The sequence below is a fragment of the Streptococcus oralis genome (genome assembly GCF_023611505.1).
GTDB lineage: Bacteria > Bacillota > Bacilli > Lactobacillales > Streptococcaceae > Streptococcus > Streptococcus oralis_CT.
Map to the genome: position 1 here is coordinate 519,440 of NZ_CP097843.1, position 19,194 is coordinate 538,633.

Here is a 19,194-nt window from a genome sequence, read left to right on the forward strand (position 1 = left end):
AGTCAAAAAATGCTTCGACTTTTCCAAGAGTTTCTCCGTAAAATATGGTACAATGAAAAGTACTGAGCTTCACCTGTTTGCTCTATTATCTTATATGTAATAAAGGTGAAAATTGGAAATTTTTCTAGAAAAGAGTCTTAGTTGTATGAGAAAATTCAATAGCCATTCGATTCCTATTCGGCTTAATTTACTGTTTGCTATTGTTATCCTGTTGTTTATGGCCATTATTGGTCGATTGTTATATATGCAGGTGCTCAATAAGGATTTTTATGAAACAAAATTGGCTTCAGCCAGCCAGACAAGGGTAACAACCAGTTCAGCTCGTGGGCAAATCTATGATGCAGCAGGGAAACCCTTGGTAGAAAACACTGTCAAGCAAGTTGTGTCTTTCACACGAAACAATAAAATGACAGCAGCAGAATTGAAGGAGACAGCCAAGAAACTTCTCACATATGTGAATGTAACCTCCCCTAATTTGACAGACCGTCAGATTGCAGACTACTACTTGGCGGACCAGGACGTTTACAAAAAAACAGTCGAATCCTTGCCAAATGATAAACGCCTAGATTCAGATGGGAACCGCTTATCTGAAGCGACTCTCTACAATAATGCGGTTGAAAGTATTGACGTGAGTCAACTCAATTATACAGATGACCAGAAAAAGGAGATCTATCTCTTTAGTCAGCTCAATGCCGTTGAAAATTTTGCGACAGGTACCATTTCTACGGATGCCTTAGATGATACCCAAGTTGCTCTCGTTGCATCAGCGTCCAAGGAATTACCAGGTATCAGTATTTCAACCTCATGGGATAGAAAAGTCCTAGACACTTCTTTGTCTTCAATTGTAGGTAGTGTATCAAGTGAAAAATCAGGTCTTCCAGCAGAGGAAGTCGATGCCTATCTTAAAAAAGGGTATTCTCTCAATGACCGAGTGGGAACTTCCTATCTTGAAAAGCAATATGAAGATGTTCTCCAAGGCAAACGCTCCGTCAAAGAAATCCACCTCGACAAACACGGAAATATGGAAAGTGTAGAAAATGTCGAAGAAGGAAGCAAAGGAAACAATATCAAGTTAACGGTTGACCTAGCTTTCCAGAATGGTGTGGATGATCTACTCAAGAGCTACTTCAACTCGGAGTTGGGTAACGGTGGAGCCAAATACTCTGAAGGAGTCTACGCTGTAGCCCTCAATCCTAAAACCGGTGCAGTTCTAGCTATGTCAGGTGTCAAGCATGATGTCGAATCCGGTGAATTAAGTTCAGATTCGCTTGGAACGATAACCAATGTCTTTGTACCAGGGTCTGTCGTTAAGGCGGCAACCCTTAGCTCTGGTTGGGAAAATGGGGTCTTGTCAGGAAATCAAACTTTGACAGATCAGCCGATTGTTTTCCAAGGTTCGGCTCCGATCAATTCATGGTATACCTTGTCCTATGGCTCCTTCCCTATCACAGCAGTTGAGGCTCTAGAGTACTCTTCTAATACCTACATGGTTCAGACTGCGCTAGGGATCATGGGGCAGTCCTACCAGCCAAATATGATAGTCGCAACTGATCAGTTAGAAACTGCAATGGGCAAGTTGCGATCAACCTTTGGGGAATATGGACTTGGAGCTTCAACAGAGATTGACCTCCCAGATGAATCTACAGGATTTACACCAAAAGAATTTGATTTGGCCAACTATATTAATAACGCCTTTGGCCAGTTTGATAACTACACACCTATGCAGTTAGCCCAGTATGTCGCAACCATTGCAAACAATGGCGTACGATTGGCTCCTCACATCGTTGAGGGAGTTTATGGAAACAATGAACAAGGTGGCTTAGGTAATCTAGTTCAAGAAACAGCCACCAAGGAACTGAACAAGATCAATATCTCAGAAGCGGATATGGCCCTCTTGCACCAAGGTTTCTATCAAGTTTCGCATGGAACGAGCGCTCTGACAACTGGTCGTGCCTTTTCAAATGGCGCAGCCGTTTCCATAAGCGGGAAAACGGGGACGGCCGAAAGTTATGTTAATGGCGGTCAAAAGGCCAATAATACCAACGCAGTTGCTTATGCTCCGTCCGATAATCCTCAAATCGCGGTCGCAGTCGTCTTTCCTCATAACACCAACCTAACAAATGGTGTCGGACCTTCAATTGCGCGTGATATCATCAATCTTTATAACCAACAACATCCAATGAATTAGAAAGGAACTTATGCTGTATCCAACACCTATTGCCAAGTTAATTGATAGTTATTCGAAGCTTCCAGGTATCGGGATCAAAACGGCTACTCGTCTCGCCTTCTATACCATTGGAATGTCTGATGACGATGTCAATGAATTTGCAAAAAATCTCCTATCTGCCAAGCGGGAATTGACCTATTGTTCCATCTGTGGTCGCTTGACCGATGATGATCCCTGCTCTATCTGCACAGATCCGACTCGAGACCAGACAACGATCTTGGTGCTAGAGGATAGTCGCGATGTGGCTGCTATGGAAAATATCCAAGAATACCATGGACTCTATCATGTCTTGCATGGACTCATTTCTCCTATGAATGGTATCAGCCCAGACGATATCAACCTCAAGAGTCTCATGACCCGTCTCATGGATAGTGAGGTTTCAGAGGTGATCGTGGCAACCAATGCGACAGCAGATGGAGAAGCGACATCTATGTATCTCTCTCGTTTGCTCAAACCAGCTGGTATCAAAGTCACTCGTCTAGCACGAGGACTAGCCGTGGGAGCAGATATCGAGTATGCGGATGAGGTCACACTCTTACGAGCCATTGAAAATCGGACAGAGTTGTAGGAGTCAGTAAAAACGTAGCTCATTTTGACGTATAAGACAAGCCCTAGGAATTTTTCTTAGGGCTTTGTTTTTTTCTGTTTCTCACAAAGGGAGGACAAACCTTGCTAATAAAACTACTCAAACTATAAGGAATCAGAAAGGGGATCTCCAAAATCACTAGTGCGGTCTCTGTCAAACTCATTCACCGAATGATGGAGTTTATTCTAAGGTGATAGGCGTATTAGTTCCTTATGATTTGTTTTGAAATCGTACTATTTTTGTGTTATGATATGGTCAATATATAATTAATAAGGGGAGTTTGAGGTATGGGTGGAAAGATAAAATCTAGTACGATAGCAGCAGAGGCGGCTATTAATGAGTTGGTTGGGTATGACACGAGCGACAAGCAAAATCAGCAGGTAGAATTTTCATATACTTCTGAAATTGCTGGGATGGAAGCGGGACGTCTGGCCTGCAATCAAATGCTTCAGGCAGTTAGTGATTTTAGTTCAGCTATTTTGACCCAAGCAAATAAGTTTCCAGAAATTGCTCATAGGATTGAAAAACGTGATATAGAGCAAGCCAAGAGATGGAGTTACTAAGGAATGGCAGATAGAAATGAAGAAAAGCGCTACAAACTTTGGCGAGAGATTGTCAAGATTGACGATAAGGAAGACAGACTCCGAGCAACTAAAAAGCAATATGAACAGCAGTTGACAAACTTTTACTCGGATATTCAGAGCATTCACCATCGCATGGTAAATCTATTGTCTCTCTCACCCAGTTCTCGTCAAGTGATAGAGCAAATCGAAAGTGATAATAGAACCATTCAGCGACAGGTCAACTCTTATGTAGAGGAGGAACTGGATGCCTTGGAAAAACAAACGAAGAAGGCTCGTCGGTCTTTCGATGAAGCCAGAGAAGAACTGATAGCGGAAAGGAATCGGCTACCATGGGAGTAAAATACAGCGCACAAGAATCCCAAGAATTGATTCAGGCCATGACCAACAACCTCCAAGTCGCAAATGAAGTCACGGACCGCTTATCTAGTGGATGTGACCACCTGATTTCCTCTTTAGACTCAGGTGAGCTGTCAGGAGCAGCCTACACAGCTGGCAAAGGTGTCTTTACAGACATTATCATCCCCAGCATCAAGAAGTTACAAGAAGCGGTAGGCGATATCCAACTAGAGTTGACTTCCTACAAGAATGTGGATGCTCAGGTCTCTGGATATGGTGATTTGGACCTAGATCAGCTCAAGGAACTAAAAAAATTGAGGGAAGAGCAGTTAGCTATCGTAGAAGCTCAGATTCAAGTGAGGGAGAACTGGCTAAATCAAATCACGGACCTCTTTAGTCTCAATTGGGGGAAAGCCTTCTCTGAGAAGACCATCCTCTACAATACCAAGTCTCAAATCGAGTCAGGTATTCAAGATTTGGATGACAAGATTGAAAAACTAGAATTTTTTATCTCACAGGTTTCCCAGTATTTCAGTGATAGTTTAGAAGTCCTTAGCTTAGCGATTCAAGGAGCTACGCAACTAAGTAAAGTCATTGCCGATAGCGATGGCAACTACTATGCGGACGGTCTGGACATGAGCTGGGTACAGAAAATGAAGGATGTGAAGATTGAAAATCAAAAAATTGAGACATCCATACCAATAAGTAAAAAACAAAAATCTATTCAGACACTCCAACAGCAATATGGGTTTAGTCAAACTGAATCAGAAATATTACTAAAATTATATGCTAGTATGGAAAAGAAATATGGGACTAAAAAAGCAAATGTAGAATTCTTTAAGATAGTTGCTTCATACTCTTATGGTGATAAATCTTATGGTGCTTGGCAAATTGTCGCTGGATTATATAGTCCAAACGGGGTGAATGGTATAATAGTTGGCATAAACGATAAACTGAAATACATACTGAAAAAATATGGATTAAAAGATTATGAAATTGATATGATTCAGAAAGCTATCCAGAATCAGCATAATTTTGCGAGATTGGAAAAGATTGAAGAGGGAGATACAAATGATGAGATAAAAGGTAAACTGAATTTAGCTTCTGAGAAAGCATATGGTCAAGGAAATTATAATAAATTAGACGAGAAGCAGAAAGCAAGAGTAAGGGAATTGTTGTTTCAATTTGGAGGAACAATAGATTATTCTCATATGGCTGCCACCATTTCTGCACATTTTACAGATAATCATGGAATAGAAAATGAGGATGATTTAGCGGGTTGGCAAGGTGATGTAGCTGGTGCTATGGGAATTTCTCCTAGTCTTGGCAATGATGATTATCGTTCAGATTTAGATGCTGTTAATATTTACCACAAAATGAAGAACGGAGATAGTGTAGTTGATGTTACAAACTCATACTATGATAGTGTTGAGAGAACATCTGGCTATAGAGCTTATGAATTTGTTCAAAATATTGGAGAAGGGGATTACACGAAAGGAATGAAGAAATTAGAAGAAACTTATAAATTATATGTCTCTTCTCATTCTAGTGAACAATCATCAACTTTCGAAAAATTTATGAATGCTATCCAACATTTCCAAAAAGATTTAGATAAACCCAATCCTTCTATCGGAGAGCAAAATGTTAAATAAAATGAAAAACTATTATAAAAACAAACCAACTCAAGCTGTCTTAATGCTCATGGTTCTTATTTGGTCAGTATATGAGATTGGTGCGACCAGTTTGGCAAGTAACTCTGCATTAACTAAGGAATTCATGCATAGTCGGTATGTTATAGTTTGGCCAATGGTAGATAAGAAAATGAAATTATACCATTATGCGGAAGAATGGACTAATGACGTTTTAGTTGGAATTATGCATTTAGATTATGGAAATATTAGAATAACTAGTTTTCCTAAAAAATGGGGGAGTGAAGCTGAAGTATACTATACGCTGTCTGAAGATGAGTATGCTGATAGAGTATATTTTTTCTTAGACGAGCCAATTTCCAAAGCCTATATCAGCAGTTTAGAACAAAATTATTATTTGATTTCAAAGAATGCAGTTGCTATTAAAGAGGAAACAGGTAAGACGGTTGAGCAGTTAGTTCAAGAAGTGGGGAATGCAAGGAAAAACTTCTTATCAGCTCTTGGAAAGATGAAAATCTTTCGATTGGTCTATTTGGTTCTTCGTATGATAGTATTGTTGCAGTGTATCAGGTGGTCGGGTCAGCATAGAAAAAGGAAAGAGAACGAAATTTTGCAGAATGGATAGAGCATGATGATAGAGAACTTCCAAACAATCAAAAAGGTATTCATTTGGTAAAGAATGGAATTGTTGTCAACTACTAAGGGGAGAAAGTTTTTTTATGTAACCAATAACAAGTCCTACACAATCACCATCACCAAGTAGACGACAAACCAGCGCACAAGAATCCCAAGAATTGATTCAGGCCATGACGAACAACCTCCAAGTCGCAAATGAAGTCACGGACCGCTTATCTAGTGGATGTGACCACCTGATTTCCTCTTTAGACTCAGGTGAGCTGTCAGGAGCAGCCTACACAGCTGACAAAGGTGTCTTTACAGACATTATCATCCCCAGCATCAAGAAGTTACAAGAAGCGGTAGGCGATATCCAACTAGAGTTGACTTCCTACAAGAATGTGGATGCTCAGGTCTCTGGATATGGTGATTTGGACCTAGATCAGCTCAAGGAACTAAAAAAATTGAGGGAAGAGCAGTTAGCTATCGTAGAAGCTCAGATTCAAGTGAGGGAGAACTGGCTAAATCAAATCACGGACCTCTTTAGTCTCAATTGGGGGAAAGCCTTCTCTGAGAAGACCATCCTCTACAATACCAAGTCTCAAATCGAGTCAGGTATTCAAGATTTGGATGACAAGATTGAAAAACTAGAATTTTTTATCTCACAGGTTTCCCAGTATTTCAACGATAGTCTAGAAGTCCTTGGCTTAGCCATCAAAGGAGCCATGCAACTAAGTAAAATCATTGTTGATAGCGATGGTAACTACTATGCGGGCGGTGTGGACATGAGCTGGGTGCAGAAGATGAAGGATGTGAAGATTGTTTCGCATGCCAAAAGAGATTTTCAAGACTCAGAAACTCGTGCCATCAATAAAGCTTCTAGGGATATGATGCTATCGGAAGATGGTGATGCCTACTATCGTGCCGAATTAAAAAGCGTTTAAAAGGTCACGACAAGTCCGAATGGGATAAAATAATCGACGACTACAATCACACTCTTAAGATTGACGAAACAGGGAATATCATTGACATTTATCCATTTGAACAAGGCTATGTTGTTTCAAAAAACGGGAAATACGATGCGGACTATACTCATTTGGTTAACAAAAAGTTTGATGAACTAAAAGCACAAAACTTTGAAGCAAATTCAGTCGAATTTTGGAGTGGAGTAGCTCAAATATTCTCTGGATTGGGAGTTTACTTTGCGAGTGGTGCCCTCGAAGTCTTGAGTATAATGGCTGGTCCGCCAACAGCAGGGACAAGTATCGTAGCTGGTACCGCAGCATCTGTATCAGGGGTACAATATGGAAATGTACTGATAGCTAGTGGAGCAGTAACTAGCTTATCAGCTATCACAAAGACGGCCTTACAAAATGGCGAAATTCAGGTTAATTATTCTAGCAACTACGACAGCTGGAAAGCTAATAAAAAGACAAGTATTACTCATGGGAAACAGATAGAAGCACGTGTGAAAGGGAAAAATGTAAAAATCCGTGTTGATTCTGAACCACAGAGTGGTAAATTTCAAGTACAATCTGGAAGTGGGAAATCTAGCTATCCTCTAAACGAGCATCTAAGGATAGATAGAATAATAGGAAAAGATTCTATTGTAGACTGGGTAAATTCAAATGAAAGTTTAAGTAAACTCAGCAAGGGGGTTAGAGAGCAAATTATTGATAGAATTTGGAAAGCTTATCAAAGGTATTATGCGAATTAAAACAGGAGGTATGCATGAAGTTATATTTACAAGGTGATTACACCAAGACTGATTTTTATGAAGAGTTTAAAGAAATAGCTCAAAAGATGTGGTTCAAAGAGCGAAAAGGAATTCCGCTCGATTTTTCCTATGCTTGGGATGAAGATTTACATTTGAATTTACGGTTGGATAAATTTAAATATAATGACGAACGTTGGGAGAGTGCAAATTTTAATACAAATATAAACCCTTGGAAGACATTTGAATATGAAAACTTGACATTGGATCTAGAAAATTCTTATGAAAGCGATGGGCGTGAGAAAGGTGATTATTTGCGAATTATTTCTACTCATCTAGATATTTTAACGGTTGACAAGCGTGCGATGTATATTATGGCGATTGAGGTAGCATCTGCCATTGACGGTCAAATCAGCGAAGACGATAAAGAAACATGGCTGAGTATTGAAGAATTTAAAACGAAACATATAGACTTGCTGAATTTGACCTACGATGAAGCGGTTGATATTAGTTTGGAGGAACTAGAGATTATGGAGGCGGTTGATGAACCACTTTGGGATGAATTACACAGAGGATGGGAAGAATACATCAAAATCCATGGTGAACGTGTTTATGACGATGAGGACTACGAGTGAGAGTTTATATTAAAGGCGATTATACAAAAAGAGTACCTTATGGTTATTTGGAACTAGCTGGAAAAATGTGGTTTCCAGAAGATGAGCAAGTTTCTTACTCAAATGCTGGGAATAATGATGCATTAAAAGAGGATTTTTCTGTAAATTTATCCTTGAGGAAAAGTACTGCAGATAAGCGATGGTCTAGTGTTCCCCTAAAGGAAGGGGTACGAAGTCTCTTTTCACATATTAAGGAATGTATTGAGATAGAGTTTGAAGACGCGTTTGCTACAGATTATAATGAAAAGGGGGACTATCTTCGTATTTTAACTACCCATCTAGAAGTTTTGACAGTTGATAAACGCGCCATGTACATTATGGCGCTTGAGATTGCAAAGGTCATTGACGGGCAAATTAGCGAGGATAATAAGAAGACATGGCTAACAGTCGAGGAATTTAAGAAAAAGCACGAGGCTATTCTATCTCTGACTTTTGAAGAAGCAAATGAACGAAGTTTGATTGAAATTCAAATGATGGATGTTGTAGACGACCCTCTTTGGGAGGAAGAAGCCACTCGTCGAAAAGAATATATACTAGCACATGGAGGCGATATCTCAGATTTATGAGACTTTACATCAAAGGTGATTACACCAAAGAAATTCCATTTGATTACTTAGAGCTAGCTAAGAAAATGTGGTTTGAAACTTATCAAGGAGAAGGTATCCCTCTCTCCTATTCTGGTTTTCTTCAAATCAGAGATGGGAATGATATAGCAATTCATCTAAAACTAGATAAACAGGATTATGATGAACGTTGGTTGCATGCCCCAATACAAGAAGGGATAAAATATCGCTTTTTTTCACAAATTGATGAAGAAGTAAATTTAGATTATGAAGATGCTTATGTAACAGATTTTCGAGAAAATGGAGACTGTTTGCGTCTTGCTTCTACTCATCTTGAACTGCTCACTCTTGATAAAAGAGCTTTCTATATCATGGCAATTGAGATTGCTACAATCTTTAGCGGACAAATTAGCGAAGATGACAAGAAAACATGGTTAACAATCGAGGAATTCAAGGAAAAGCACCAAGATATCTTATCTCTAACCTTTGAGGAGGCAAATGAGATGAGTTTGGAAGAAATTCAAACGATTGACGCTATTGACGATCCCATCTGGGAAGAATTGGATAAGAAGCGTGAGGAGTACATCCAAATCCATGGTGAACGAGTTTATGACGGTGAGGAAGACGAGTGAAATTATATCTTAAAGGTAACTACGAAACTAGTATATACCAAAAATGTATGGAATATCCTTGGAAAATGTGGTTCAAGGAACGTAAGGGAGTGAAAGTTAGTTTTTTATGCATTTGATGATAATTTTTATTTGAGTTTAACTCTAGATAAATTTTCTTCAAATGATGAGCGTTGGGGAAAGGCTGATTTTAGAATAGGAAAAGACTCTTGGGCGACTTTTAAGCGTGAAAATTTAAATTTAAATTTTGAAGATTCCTATGAAAGTGATGGACGAGAAAAAGGAGACTATCTACGAATCATCACGACTCATAAGGATATTCTAACGGTTGATAAGCGAGCTCTCTATATCCTGGCGATTGAGGTAGCATCTGCCATTGACGGTCAAATCAGCGAAGATGACAAAGAAACATGGCTGAATATTGAAGAATTCAAAACGAAACATGCGGATCTATTACATTTTACCTACGACGAAGCGGTTGATATTAGTTTAGAAGAGATAAAGGCTATGAAAGCCATTGATGAGCCCCTATGGGAAGAATTGGATAGGAAGCGCGAAGAGTACATCCGAATTCATGGAGAAGTGGAGTTGGATGACGATGAGGAAGACGAGTGAGACTATATATCAAAGGTGATTACACCAAAGAAATTCCATTTAATTACATGGAACTAGCGAAAAGGATGTGGTTTGAGGAAAAAGATGGAATAGAGCCGGATTTGTCGTATGCTGGGTATCTAGAACTACCAATTGAGAAACTTTCTGTTCACTTAGAATTAGACAAGAAAACTCATGATGATAGATGGAAAAGTGTTCAGATTAAGGAAGGGATAAAATATGATTTTTTATCCCATAAGTCAGAATATATACAGCTAGACTATGAAGATGCTATCATGTCGGATTTTCGTGAGAAAGGTGAATGTTTAAGAATTGCTTCTAAGCATCTTGACCTTCTCACTGTTGATAAACGTGCTTTCTATATTATGGCCATTGAAATTGCGACTGCTATTGATGGTCAGATTAGCGAAGATGATAAAGAGAGCTGGTTAAGTGTGGAGGAATTTAAAAATCGACATGAGGATATCCTTTCGATGAGTTATGAAGAAGCTAATGAGCTGAGTTTGGAAGAAATTCCCTTTTTGGACGATGTGAGGGACCCAGTTTGGGAAGAAGATGACCGTAGAAATGAAGAATACATCAAAATCCATGGCGAGCCAGTTTATGATGACGAGGAAGATGAGTAATAATTTACACTAACACTTATGTGAAAGAGAGTGTTGAATAGGAGAAGAAACTAATGTCAGATAAAGTAAAACAGTTTAAGTGGTTGATTGTATTGTTTTTGTTTCTGTTAGCAATTCCTTCATATTTTGCTTACAATCATTTCCGACAATCTAGTACTTTAAAAGAAGCCTTTGAGAAAAATGAAAGAATTGAAGCTCTTCATCATTTAATGGCATCAGGAAAATATGCGTCTGACATCCGAAAAGAAGGCTATGTCGTTCCTCCTGATGGAGCTATTCGTTTGGATGGAGGAATTGACTCCATAGAGATAAAAGGAGACATCGATTTGGATATCTCAAATCCGGGACAGAATGGGGTTACTGCTTATTTTAGAATAGAGATAGATGGTAAAATAACTAGTGTACTATATGAATTGGATAAGAACTTTGATTTAGTTTCTAGCGCCTATTTTCAAATAAATGAAAAAAATATAAAAGAGAGTGTGACTATCCCCCAAGCCGAAGAAGAGCGACTATTAAAAATTGTTCAAAAAGAGCTTGAGGCTTTCATGCAAAAGATGTATCAGACTTTGTATGGCTAGTTTACCAGAGAAAGTGGCTTCTTGTTCAATACAATGCCGTATGAACAACTGGGCGTGTTGAGGAATTTTACTAGAAAAAGATGCTGTAGATGACAAACCAGCCCATTTTGAAGCTCAAGTGGTGGATAGGTAAAATTTCAGCTCTCAAATGAGGGCTTTTTTAGATACAAGTTTCAAAAAAGAAGCAAATATGATATACTAAAGAACGAGTATTCTATTAGAATTAGGACAAGCAATATGAAACAAACGATTATTCTTTTATACGGCGGACGCAGTGCAGAACGTGAGGTGTCTGTATTGTCAGCTGAAAGTGTCATGCGTGCGGTCAACTACGACCGTTTCACAGTCAAGACTTTCTTTATCAGCCAGTCAGGTGACTTTATCAAAACGCAAGAATTTAGCCAGACTCCAGGTCAAGAGGATCGTCTCATGACCAATGAAACGATTGATTGGAATAAGAAAGTTGCACCAAGTGCCATCTACGAAGAAGGTGCAGTGGTCTTTCCAGTTCTTCATGGCCCAATGGGAGAGGATGGCTCTGTTCAAGGATTCTTGGAAGTTTTAAAAATGCCTTATGTAGGTTGCAATATCTTGTCATCTAGTCTTGCCATGGATAAAATTACGACCAAGCGAGTTCTAGAATCTGTCGGAATTGCCCAAGTTCCTTATGTGGCCGTCGTCGAAGGTGATGATGTGACTGCTAAAATCGCTGAAGTTGAAGAAAAATTGACTTATCCAGTCTTCACAAAACCATCAAACATGGGGTCAAGTGTCGGTATTTCTAAGTCTGAAAACCAAGAAGAACTCCGCCAAGCTTTGGAACTTGCCTTCCAATATGACAGCCGTGTCTTGGTAGAGCAAGGTGTGAATGCGCGTGAAATCGAGGTTGGTCTCTTGGGGAACTACGATGTCAAGAGCACTTTGCCAGGAGAAGTTGTCAAGGATGTTGCCTTCTATGATTATGATGCCAAATATATCGATAACAAGATTACCATGGATATCCCGGCTAGGATCAGTGATGATGTGGTAGCTGTCATGCGTCGAAATGCTGAAACTGCCTTCCGTGCAATCGGTGGTCTTGGTCTCTCTCGTTGCGATTTCTTCTATACAGATAAGGGCGAGATCTTCCTAAATGAGCTTAATACTATGCCAGGTTTTACCCAGTGGTCTATGTACCCACTACTTTGGGACAATATGGGAATCAGCTACCCAGAACTAATTGAGCGTTTGGTTGACCTTGCTAAGGAGAGCTTTAACAAGCACGAAGCGCATTTGCTATAAAAATGAAAGAAGGGGTAGAAGCCCGAACCTTCACTGTAGGTGATTAGAGTTCTCGGACTTCAACCCTTTTTAAAGGAGTAGAAATGAAATTAACGATCCATGAAGTTGCCCAAGCTGTTGGAGCTAAAAATGATGTTAGTCTTTTTGCGGATGCTCAGTTAGAAAAAGCTGAGTTTGACAGTCGTTTGATTGCTGCAGGGGACTTATTTGTGCCCCTCAAAGGTGCGCGTGATGGCCACGATTTTATCGAAACAGCTTTTGAAAATGGTGCAGTAGTAACCCTGTCTGAGAAAGAGGTTGCAAATCATCCCTACATTCTAGTAGACGATGTGTTGTCTGCCTTTCAAACCCTCGCAGCCTACTATCTTGAAAAAACGGCAGTTGATGTCTTTGCTGTTACGGGTTCAAATGGCAAGACAACGACCAAAGATATGTTGGCACATTTACTATCAACAACCTACAAGACCTACAAAACCCAAGGCAATTACAATAACGAGATTGGCCTTCCCTACACGGTTCTTCACATGCCTGAGGGGACAGAAAAGTTGGTCTTGGAGATGGGACAGGATCACTTGGGAGATATCCATCTCTTGTCTGAATTGGCACACCCAAAGACAGCCATCGTGACCTTGGTTGGAGAAGCCCATTTGGCCTTTTTCAAAGACCGTTCAGAGATTGCTAAAGGGAAGATGCAAATTGCAGACGGTATGGCTTCAGGTTCTTTGCTTTTGGCGCCAGCTGACCCTATTGTAGAGGACTACTTGCCAACAGATAAAAAGGTGGTTCGTTTTGGACAAGGAGCAGAGCTGGAAATTACAGACTTGCTTGAACGCAAGGATAGTCTGACCTTTAAGGCCAATTTCTTGGAGCAAGCCCTTGATTTGCCAGTGACAGGTAAGTACAATGCCACCAATGCTATGATTGCTGCTTATGTGGCTCTACAAGAAGGAGTTTCAGAGGAACAGATTCGTCAGGCTTTCCAGAACCTAGAATTGACGCGTAACCGCACCGAGTGGAAGAAAGCAGCCAATGGAGCAGATATTCTGTCTGACGTATACAATGCCAATCCCACTGCTATGAAGTTGATTTTGGAGACATTCTCTGCCATCCCAGCCAACGAAGGAGGCAAGAAAATAGCAGTTTTGGCGGATATGAAGGAATTAGGTAGCCAGTCTGTTCAACTCCATAATCAGATGATTTTGAGCCTCTCGCCAGATGTGCTGGATACCGTTATTTTCTATGGAGAAGATATTGCGGAATTAAGCCAACTGGCTAGTCAAATGTTCCCAATCGGTCACGTTTTTTATTTCAAGAAAACAGCCAACGAGGACCAATTTGAAGACCTTGTCAAGCAAGTTAAGGAAAGCCTCGGTGCCAATGACCAAATCTTGCTCAAAGGCTCGAACTCTATGAATCTAGCTAAGTTGGTAGAAAGTTTAGAAAATGAATGCAAGTGATTTTGTCAAGTATCTTCAAAGAATGATTGCCATTACAGATACTGGATTAACCTTTACAAAAGATCCTTTCGACCGCGAGCGTTACGAGGACTTGCGAAGCCTGTTATCTGAAATGTTGAATCAGGGATTAGACATAGATTCAGAAGAAGTGGCAGAAGTCTTGAAACCGACTTCCGCTTATGCGACTCCTTTAATGGACGTCCGTGCTTGGATTGTTGAGGATGAAAAAATTTGTCTGGTTAGGGGACAAGGAGAGGAAAGTTGGGCTTTGCCAGGTGGTTTTGGTGAAGTTGGCTATTCTCCAACCGAAAATATTCTTAAAGAAATTGAAGAAGAAACCGGTTTTACAGCAAAAGCTGAAAGGTTACTTGCAGTTTTTGATACCAATCGTTTCCAACTACAGAGCAAACAATATGCAAAGTTTGTCTTTGAATGCCAACTTCTTGACGGACAATTTCAAGAGAATCAAGAAATTGCTGAGCTTCAATTTTTTGCCATTGACCAATTGCCGGCCCTATCTGAAAAACGCATCACCAAGGAGCAAATGGAGATTCTTTGGCAAGTTTATAGAGGACAAAGAGACCAATATGTCGATTAGTTTGTGCTAGAGAAGTCGACAAATCAAAAAAAGGTGTCTGTAAAGTGCATTTCTGCAATACAAATGATATAATAGGTTGCGAATTTAAGACGTAAGTGTTCTATGAATAGCATAGAATCAAGTTTTTTCAAAAAATTTAAAAGCTGGAGAAAGTGAATTTTTTACCGCCTCTGGCTAGATGAATGAGGAAGAGAATATGAATTTGTGGGATCAATTGTTTACCACGCAGATATCAGAACCGCCCCAGTTTGAACTCCACTGGTATATTGGTTTGTTATGTATACTGGCCTTTACTTTCTACACTTCTTATCGTTTTCGTGACAAAGTGGCTTACCAACGATTTATTCAGATTCTTCAATCTGTTCAACTGATTATTCTGTATAGCTGGTATTGGGGAAACCATCTGCCCCTGTCAGAAAGTTTACCCTTCTATCATTGCCGTGTAGCCATGTTTGTCTTGCTCCTGATCCCGGGAACCTCTAAGTACAAGCAATACTTTGCCCTTCTAGGAACCTTTGGGGCAACAGTGGCTCTGACTTATCCACTATTTGATCCTTATCCGTTTCCACACGTGACCATCCTGTCCTTCGTTATCGGACATGTGGCACTTTTGGGGAATGCGCTCCTATACTTGTTTAAGAATTATGAAGCTTCCCTGCTCAACTTCAAAAATGTAGCGGTGATTACCTTCACCTTGAACGCTTTGATATGGGTTGTTAATTTAGTTGTCAGTGGGGATTATGGTTTCTTAACGAGACCGCCACTTGTTGGAAATCACGGACAACTTTTGAATTACCTTATTGTTTCGAGCGTTATCGTGATAGCAATTTGCGTAACAGCAAAATTGCTAGAGATTTTTTTACAGCAAAAATCGGAAGAATTTATTCAAGAGAAGGTCTAAAAAGACCTTCTTTTTTTGATGGGTTATAAATATTATCGAATTGTTGACAAGAACATCAAAAACTTTTTCCAGAAGAAAAATTTTCTACTATTTTCTCAAAAAACATGCAGGAAATTTACGAAAAACTAAGCATGATTAGTTTTTTTGTGTTATAATATTCTTTGAATAGCTATGCCCAAACATAGTTATTAAATAGAAGTGAGAAACTTGGAAGATAGAGAGGATGCGATGTAATGACTAGAGATGGTTTTTTTACAGGCTTAGATATCGGAACTAGCTCCATTAAGGTGTTAGTTGCTGAGCATAGAGATGGCGAAGTAAATGTAATTGGTGTTAGTAATGCCAAAAGTAAAGGTGTAAAAGACGGAATTATTGTTGATATTGAAGCGGCTGCTTCGGCAATCAAATCCGCAATCACACAGGCAGAAGAGAAAGCAGGTATTTCTATCAAGTCTGTCAACGTTGGTCTTCCAGCAAATCTTCTGCAGGTCGAACCAACACAAGGAATGATTCCTGTAACATCAGATACAAAAGAAATTACAGATCAGGATGTTGAAGATGTTGTTAAATCAGCTTTGACAAAGAGCATGACTCCTGATCGTGAAGTGATTACCTTTATTCCAGAAGAATTCATCGTGGATGGTTTCCAAGGAATCCGTGACCCTCGTGGTATGATGGGTGTCCGTTTGGAAATGCGTGGTCTGCTTTACACAGGTCCTCGTACGATTCTACACAATCTTCGCAAGACGGTCGAACGTGTAGGTATCCAGGTTGATAATGTGATTATTTCACCTTTGGCGATTGTGAACTCCGTTCTCAATGAAGGTGAACGTGAATTTGGTGCGACTGTCATTGACATGGGTGGAGGTCAGACTACTGTAGCGACTATCCGTAACCAGGAATTGCAATTCACCAATATCTACCAAGAAGGTGGAGATTACGTTACAAAAGACATTTCTAAAGTCTTAAAAACATCTCAAAAAATTGCTGAAAGTTTGAAACTGAACTATGGTGAAGCTTACGTTCCACTTGCAAGTAATGAAACTTTCCAAGTTGAAGTAATTGGCGAAGTAGAACCTGTTGAAGTGACAGAAAGCTACTTGGCAGAAATTATTTCAGCACGTATCAAACATATCTTTGACCAAATCAAACAAGAGTTGGAAAGAAGACACTTGTTAGATTTGCCAGGTGGTATCGTCCTTATCGGTGGAAATGCAATTTTGCCAGGAATTGTTGAATTAGCCCAAGAAGTATTTGGTGTTCGAGTAAAACTTCACGTACCAAACCAAGTGGGAATTCGCAACCCTGCATTTGCTCACGTGATTAGTTTATCTGAGTTTGCTGGTAAATTGACTGAAGTCAATCTTCTTGCTCAAAAAGCAGTTAAAGGAGATGAATTCCTTCGTCAAAAACCAATCAACTTTGGCATTCCAAATCAACGTTTGAATCCTGTGGCGCAACCAAGCCCAACACAGACAACTCCAGTTGAAACTGTACAGGAAACTCCAGTTGCTCCCAAGGAAGAATTCCAAGCAAGTTCTCAAAGTAAACCGAAGCTAACAGAACGTTTCCGTGGTTTAATCGGAAGCATGTTTGATGAATAAAAGAGGATAAGAAATTATGACATTTTCATTTGATACAGCAGCAGCTCAAGGCGCAGTTATTAAGGTAATTGGTGTCGGTGGTGGTGGTGGTAACGCCATTAACCGCATGGTTGACGAAGGTGTTGCTGGTGTAGAATTTATCGCAGCCAACACTGATGTACAAGCCCTTAGCAGTACGAAAGCAGAAACCGTTATCCAACTTGGTCCAAAATTGACTCGTGGTTTGGGTGCTGGAGGACGTCCAGAAGTTGGACGCAAAGCTGCAGAAGAAAGCGAAGAAGCTTTGACGGAAGCAATCAGCGGTGCAGACATGGTCTTCATCACTGCTGGTATGGGTGGTGGATCTGGTACAGGTGCTGCCCCTGTTATTGCACGTATCGCTAAAGATCTTGGTGCTCTTACAGTTGGTGTCGTGACACGTCCTTTCGGATTTGAAGGAAGCAAACGTGGTCAGTACGCTGTAGAAGGAATCAATGAACTTCGCGAGCATGTTGATACTTTGTTGATTATCTCTAACAACAACTTGCTTGAAATTGTTGACAAGAAAACACCGCTTCTTGAAGCTCTTAGTGAAGCAGATAACGTTCTTCGTCAAGGTGTTCAAGGGATTACTGACTTGATCACGAACCCAGGATTAATTAACCTTGACTTTGCTGACGTGAAAACTGTAATGGCAAATAAAGGGAATGCCCTTATGGGTATCGGTATTGGTAGTGGTGAAGAGCGCGTTGTTGAAGCAGCTCGTAAAGCAATTTACTCTCCACTTCTTGAAACAACTATCGATGGTGCCGAGGATGTGATTGTCAACGTTACTGGTGGTCTTGATTTAACGTTGATTGAAGCAGAAGAAGCTTCAGAAATTGTCAATCAAGCAGCTGGCAAAGGTGTAAACATCTGGCTTGGAACATCTATCGACGAAAGCATGAAGGATGAAATCCGTGTGACTGTTGTAGCGACAGGTGTTCGTCAAGAACGACTAGAAAAAGTAGTCGGGTCTGCTACCAACCAACCAGTTGGTCGACCATCAACTAAAACTCCACAAGCACACACATTTCACCGTCAATTCGACTTGGAAGAGACAGCAGAACTGCCTAAATCAAGTCCACGTCGCTTTGAAACCAACCAAGCATCTGCTTTTGGAGATTGGGACTTGCGCCGTGAGTCAATTGTTCGCCAAACAGATCCCGTTGTTTCACCAGTTGAACGCTTTGAAACACCAGTTTCACAAGATGAGGATGAATTGGATACACCTCCATTCTTCAAAAATCGTTAATCAATGAATTTGAAAAAAAATACTGAATTAGTTTTTCAGCAAATTGCTGATGCTAGTCAAAAAGCCAACCGTAATATAGATGCTGTTTCAGTAATCGCAGTGACAAAATATGTAGATGTACAAACAGCGGAAGCCTTGCTTCCGCTTGGCATCCATCATATCGGTGAAAATCGAGTTGATAAATTTTTAGAAAAATATCAGGCCTTGAAAGATTACCCAGTCACTTGGCATTTAATAGGAACACTACAGAGACGGAAAGTAAAAGAAGTAATCCCATATGTGGATTACTTTCATGCTTTAGACTCCCTAAAGTTAGCACAGGAAATTCAAAAGAGAACAGATCATGTTATCAAGTGTTTCTTGCAGGTTAATATTTCTGGGGAAGAAAGCAAGCATGGGTTTTCAAAAGAAGAATTGCTAGAACTTTTGCCAGAATTGGCTAAGTTAGATCAGATTGAGTATGTTGGTTTAATGACCATGGCTCCTTTTGAGGCAGGCAGTGATGAATTGAAAGAAATTTTCAAGGATACGCAGGCTCTGCAAGCAGAAATTAGAGAAAAACAAATCCCTAATATGCCGATGACAGAGCTAAGTATGGGAATGAGTCGTGATTTTAAAGAAGCGATTCAGTTCGGCTCAACCTTTGTTCGAATCGGTACAGCATTTTTTAAATAGGAGAGA

General features: G+C 40.0%; 18 protein-coding genes and 2 pseudogenes. All 20 read left to right on the plus strand.

Annotation, left to right across the window (positions count from 1 at the left end; all coding sequences use genetic code 11):
* The first annotated feature begins 145 nt into the window (after nt 1-145).
* The 20 genes and pseudogenes from pbp2b (at nt 146) to M9H69_RS02940 (ending at nt 19,188) form a co-directional block, all read left to right on the plus strand.
* The gene (gene pbp2b / locus M9H69_RS02845) at nt 146-2,188 is read left to right on the plus strand and encodes a penicillin-binding protein PBP2B (protein WP_250315844.1); all 2,043 of its coding nucleotides are present in this window, start codon (nt 146-148) and stop codon (nt 2,186-2,188) included.
* Between the two features lie 10 nt (nt 2,189-2,198).
* Nucleotides 2,199-2,795, plus strand: a complete 597-nt coding sequence (gene recR, locus M9H69_RS02850) for a recombination mediator RecR (protein ID WP_000966754.1) — start codon at nt 2,199-2,201, stop codon at nt 2,793-2,795.
* 305 nt (nt 2,796-3,100) lie between these two features.
* Nucleotides 3,101-3,376: a TIGR04197 family type VII secretion effector gene (locus M9H69_RS02855; protein WP_250315845.1), complete on the plus strand. Its 276-nt coding sequence runs from the start codon at nt 3,101-3,103 to the stop codon at nt 3,374-3,376.
* 3 nt (nt 3,377-3,379) lie between these two features.
* Nucleotides 3,380-3,736: a hypothetical protein gene (locus M9H69_RS02860; RefSeq protein WP_250315846.1), complete on the plus strand. Its 357-nt coding sequence runs from the start codon at nt 3,380-3,382 to the stop codon at nt 3,734-3,736.
* Nucleotides 3,727-5,385 (plus strand): LXG domain-containing protein, encoded by a 1,659-nt coding sequence (locus tag M9H69_RS02865; RefSeq protein WP_250315847.1) that lies wholly within the window; start codon nt 3,727-3,729, stop codon nt 5,383-5,385. Before M9H69_RS02860 ends, M9H69_RS02865 begins: the two co-directional genes overlap by 10 nt.
* Entirely contained in the window at nt 5,375-6,007 is a 633-nt protein-coding gene (locus M9H69_RS02870; RefSeq protein WP_084920143.1) for a hypothetical protein, read from the plus strand. The genes M9H69_RS02865 and M9H69_RS02870 overlap by 11 nt, the downstream gene beginning before the upstream one ends.
* 181 nt (nt 6,008-6,188) lie before the next feature.
* Nucleotides 6,189-7,714, plus strand: a pseudogene (locus M9H69_RS02875) (virulence protein).
* 14 nt (nt 7,715-7,728) lie between these two features.
* Nucleotides 7,729-8,346, plus strand: coding sequence for a hypothetical protein (locus M9H69_RS02880; protein ID WP_084920141.1), 618 nt, complete (start codon nt 7,729-7,731; stop codon nt 8,344-8,346).
* Nucleotides 8,343-8,951, plus strand: coding sequence for a hypothetical protein (locus M9H69_RS02885; RefSeq protein WP_250315848.1), 609 nt, complete (start codon nt 8,343-8,345; stop codon nt 8,949-8,951). The genes M9H69_RS02880 and M9H69_RS02885 overlap by 4 nt, the downstream gene beginning before the upstream one ends.
* Entirely contained in the window at nt 8,948-9,580 is a 633-nt protein-coding gene (locus tag M9H69_RS02890; protein ID WP_084920137.1) for a hypothetical protein, read from the plus strand. Before M9H69_RS02885 ends, M9H69_RS02890 begins: the two co-directional genes overlap by 4 nt.
* A pseudogene (locus M9H69_RS02895) lies at nt 9,577-10,192 on the plus strand (hypothetical protein). Before M9H69_RS02890 ends, M9H69_RS02895 begins: the two are co-directional and overlap by 4 nt.
* Nucleotides 10,189-10,818 carry a hypothetical protein gene (locus tag M9H69_RS02900; RefSeq protein ID WP_250315849.1) on the plus strand — a complete coding sequence of 210 codons (630 nt, stop codon included), beginning with the start codon at nt 10,189-10,191 and terminating at the stop codon, nt 10,816-10,818. Before M9H69_RS02895 ends, M9H69_RS02900 begins: the two are co-directional and overlap by 4 nt.
* Before the next feature lie 53 nt (nt 10,819-10,871).
* Complete coding sequence (locus M9H69_RS02905; protein ID WP_250315850.1) at nt 10,872-11,399, plus strand: thiol-disulfide isomerase; 528 nt, start codon at nt 10,872-10,874, stop codon at nt 11,397-11,399.
* Nucleotides 11,400-11,636: 237 nt separating this feature from the next.
* Entirely contained in the window at nt 11,637-12,680 is a 1,044-nt protein-coding gene (locus tag M9H69_RS02910; protein ID WP_250315851.1) for a D-alanine--D-alanine ligase, read from the plus strand.
* Between the two features lie 83 nt (nt 12,681-12,763).
* A complete protein-coding gene (locus tag M9H69_RS02915; protein ID WP_250315852.1) occupies nt 12,764-14,137 on the plus strand; it encodes a UDP-N-acetylmuramoyl-tripeptide--D-alanyl-D-alanine ligase in 1,374 nt (457 codons plus the stop codon).
* Nucleotides 14,124-14,735: an NUDIX hydrolase N-terminal domain-containing protein gene (locus tag M9H69_RS02920; RefSeq protein ID WP_250315853.1), complete on the plus strand. Its 612-nt coding sequence runs from the start codon at nt 14,124-14,126 to the stop codon at nt 14,733-14,735. Before M9H69_RS02915 ends, M9H69_RS02920 begins: the two co-directional genes overlap by 14 nt.
* Nucleotides 14,736-14,931: 196 nt before the next feature.
* Nucleotides 14,932-15,636, plus strand: a complete 705-nt coding sequence (locus M9H69_RS02925; protein ID WP_250315854.1) for a YwaF family protein — start codon at nt 14,932-14,934, stop codon at nt 15,634-15,636.
* Nucleotides 15,637-15,869: 233 nt separating this feature from the next.
* Nucleotides 15,870-17,240 (plus strand): cell division protein FtsA, encoded by a 1,371-nt coding sequence (gene ftsA, locus M9H69_RS02930; protein WP_250315855.1) that lies wholly within the window; start codon nt 15,870-15,872, stop codon nt 17,238-17,240.
* A gap of 16 nt (nt 17,241-17,256) precedes the next feature.
* Entirely contained in the window at nt 17,257-18,513 is a 1,257-nt protein-coding gene (gene ftsZ / locus M9H69_RS02935) for a cell division protein FtsZ (protein WP_250315856.1), read from the plus strand.
* Between the two features lie 3 nt (nt 18,514-18,516).
* Nucleotides 18,517-19,188, plus strand: a complete 672-nt coding sequence (locus tag M9H69_RS02940) for a YggS family pyridoxal phosphate-dependent enzyme (protein ID WP_250315857.1) — start codon at nt 18,517-18,519, stop codon at nt 19,186-19,188.
* The last annotated feature ends 6 nt before the right edge of the window (nt 19,189-19,194 follow it).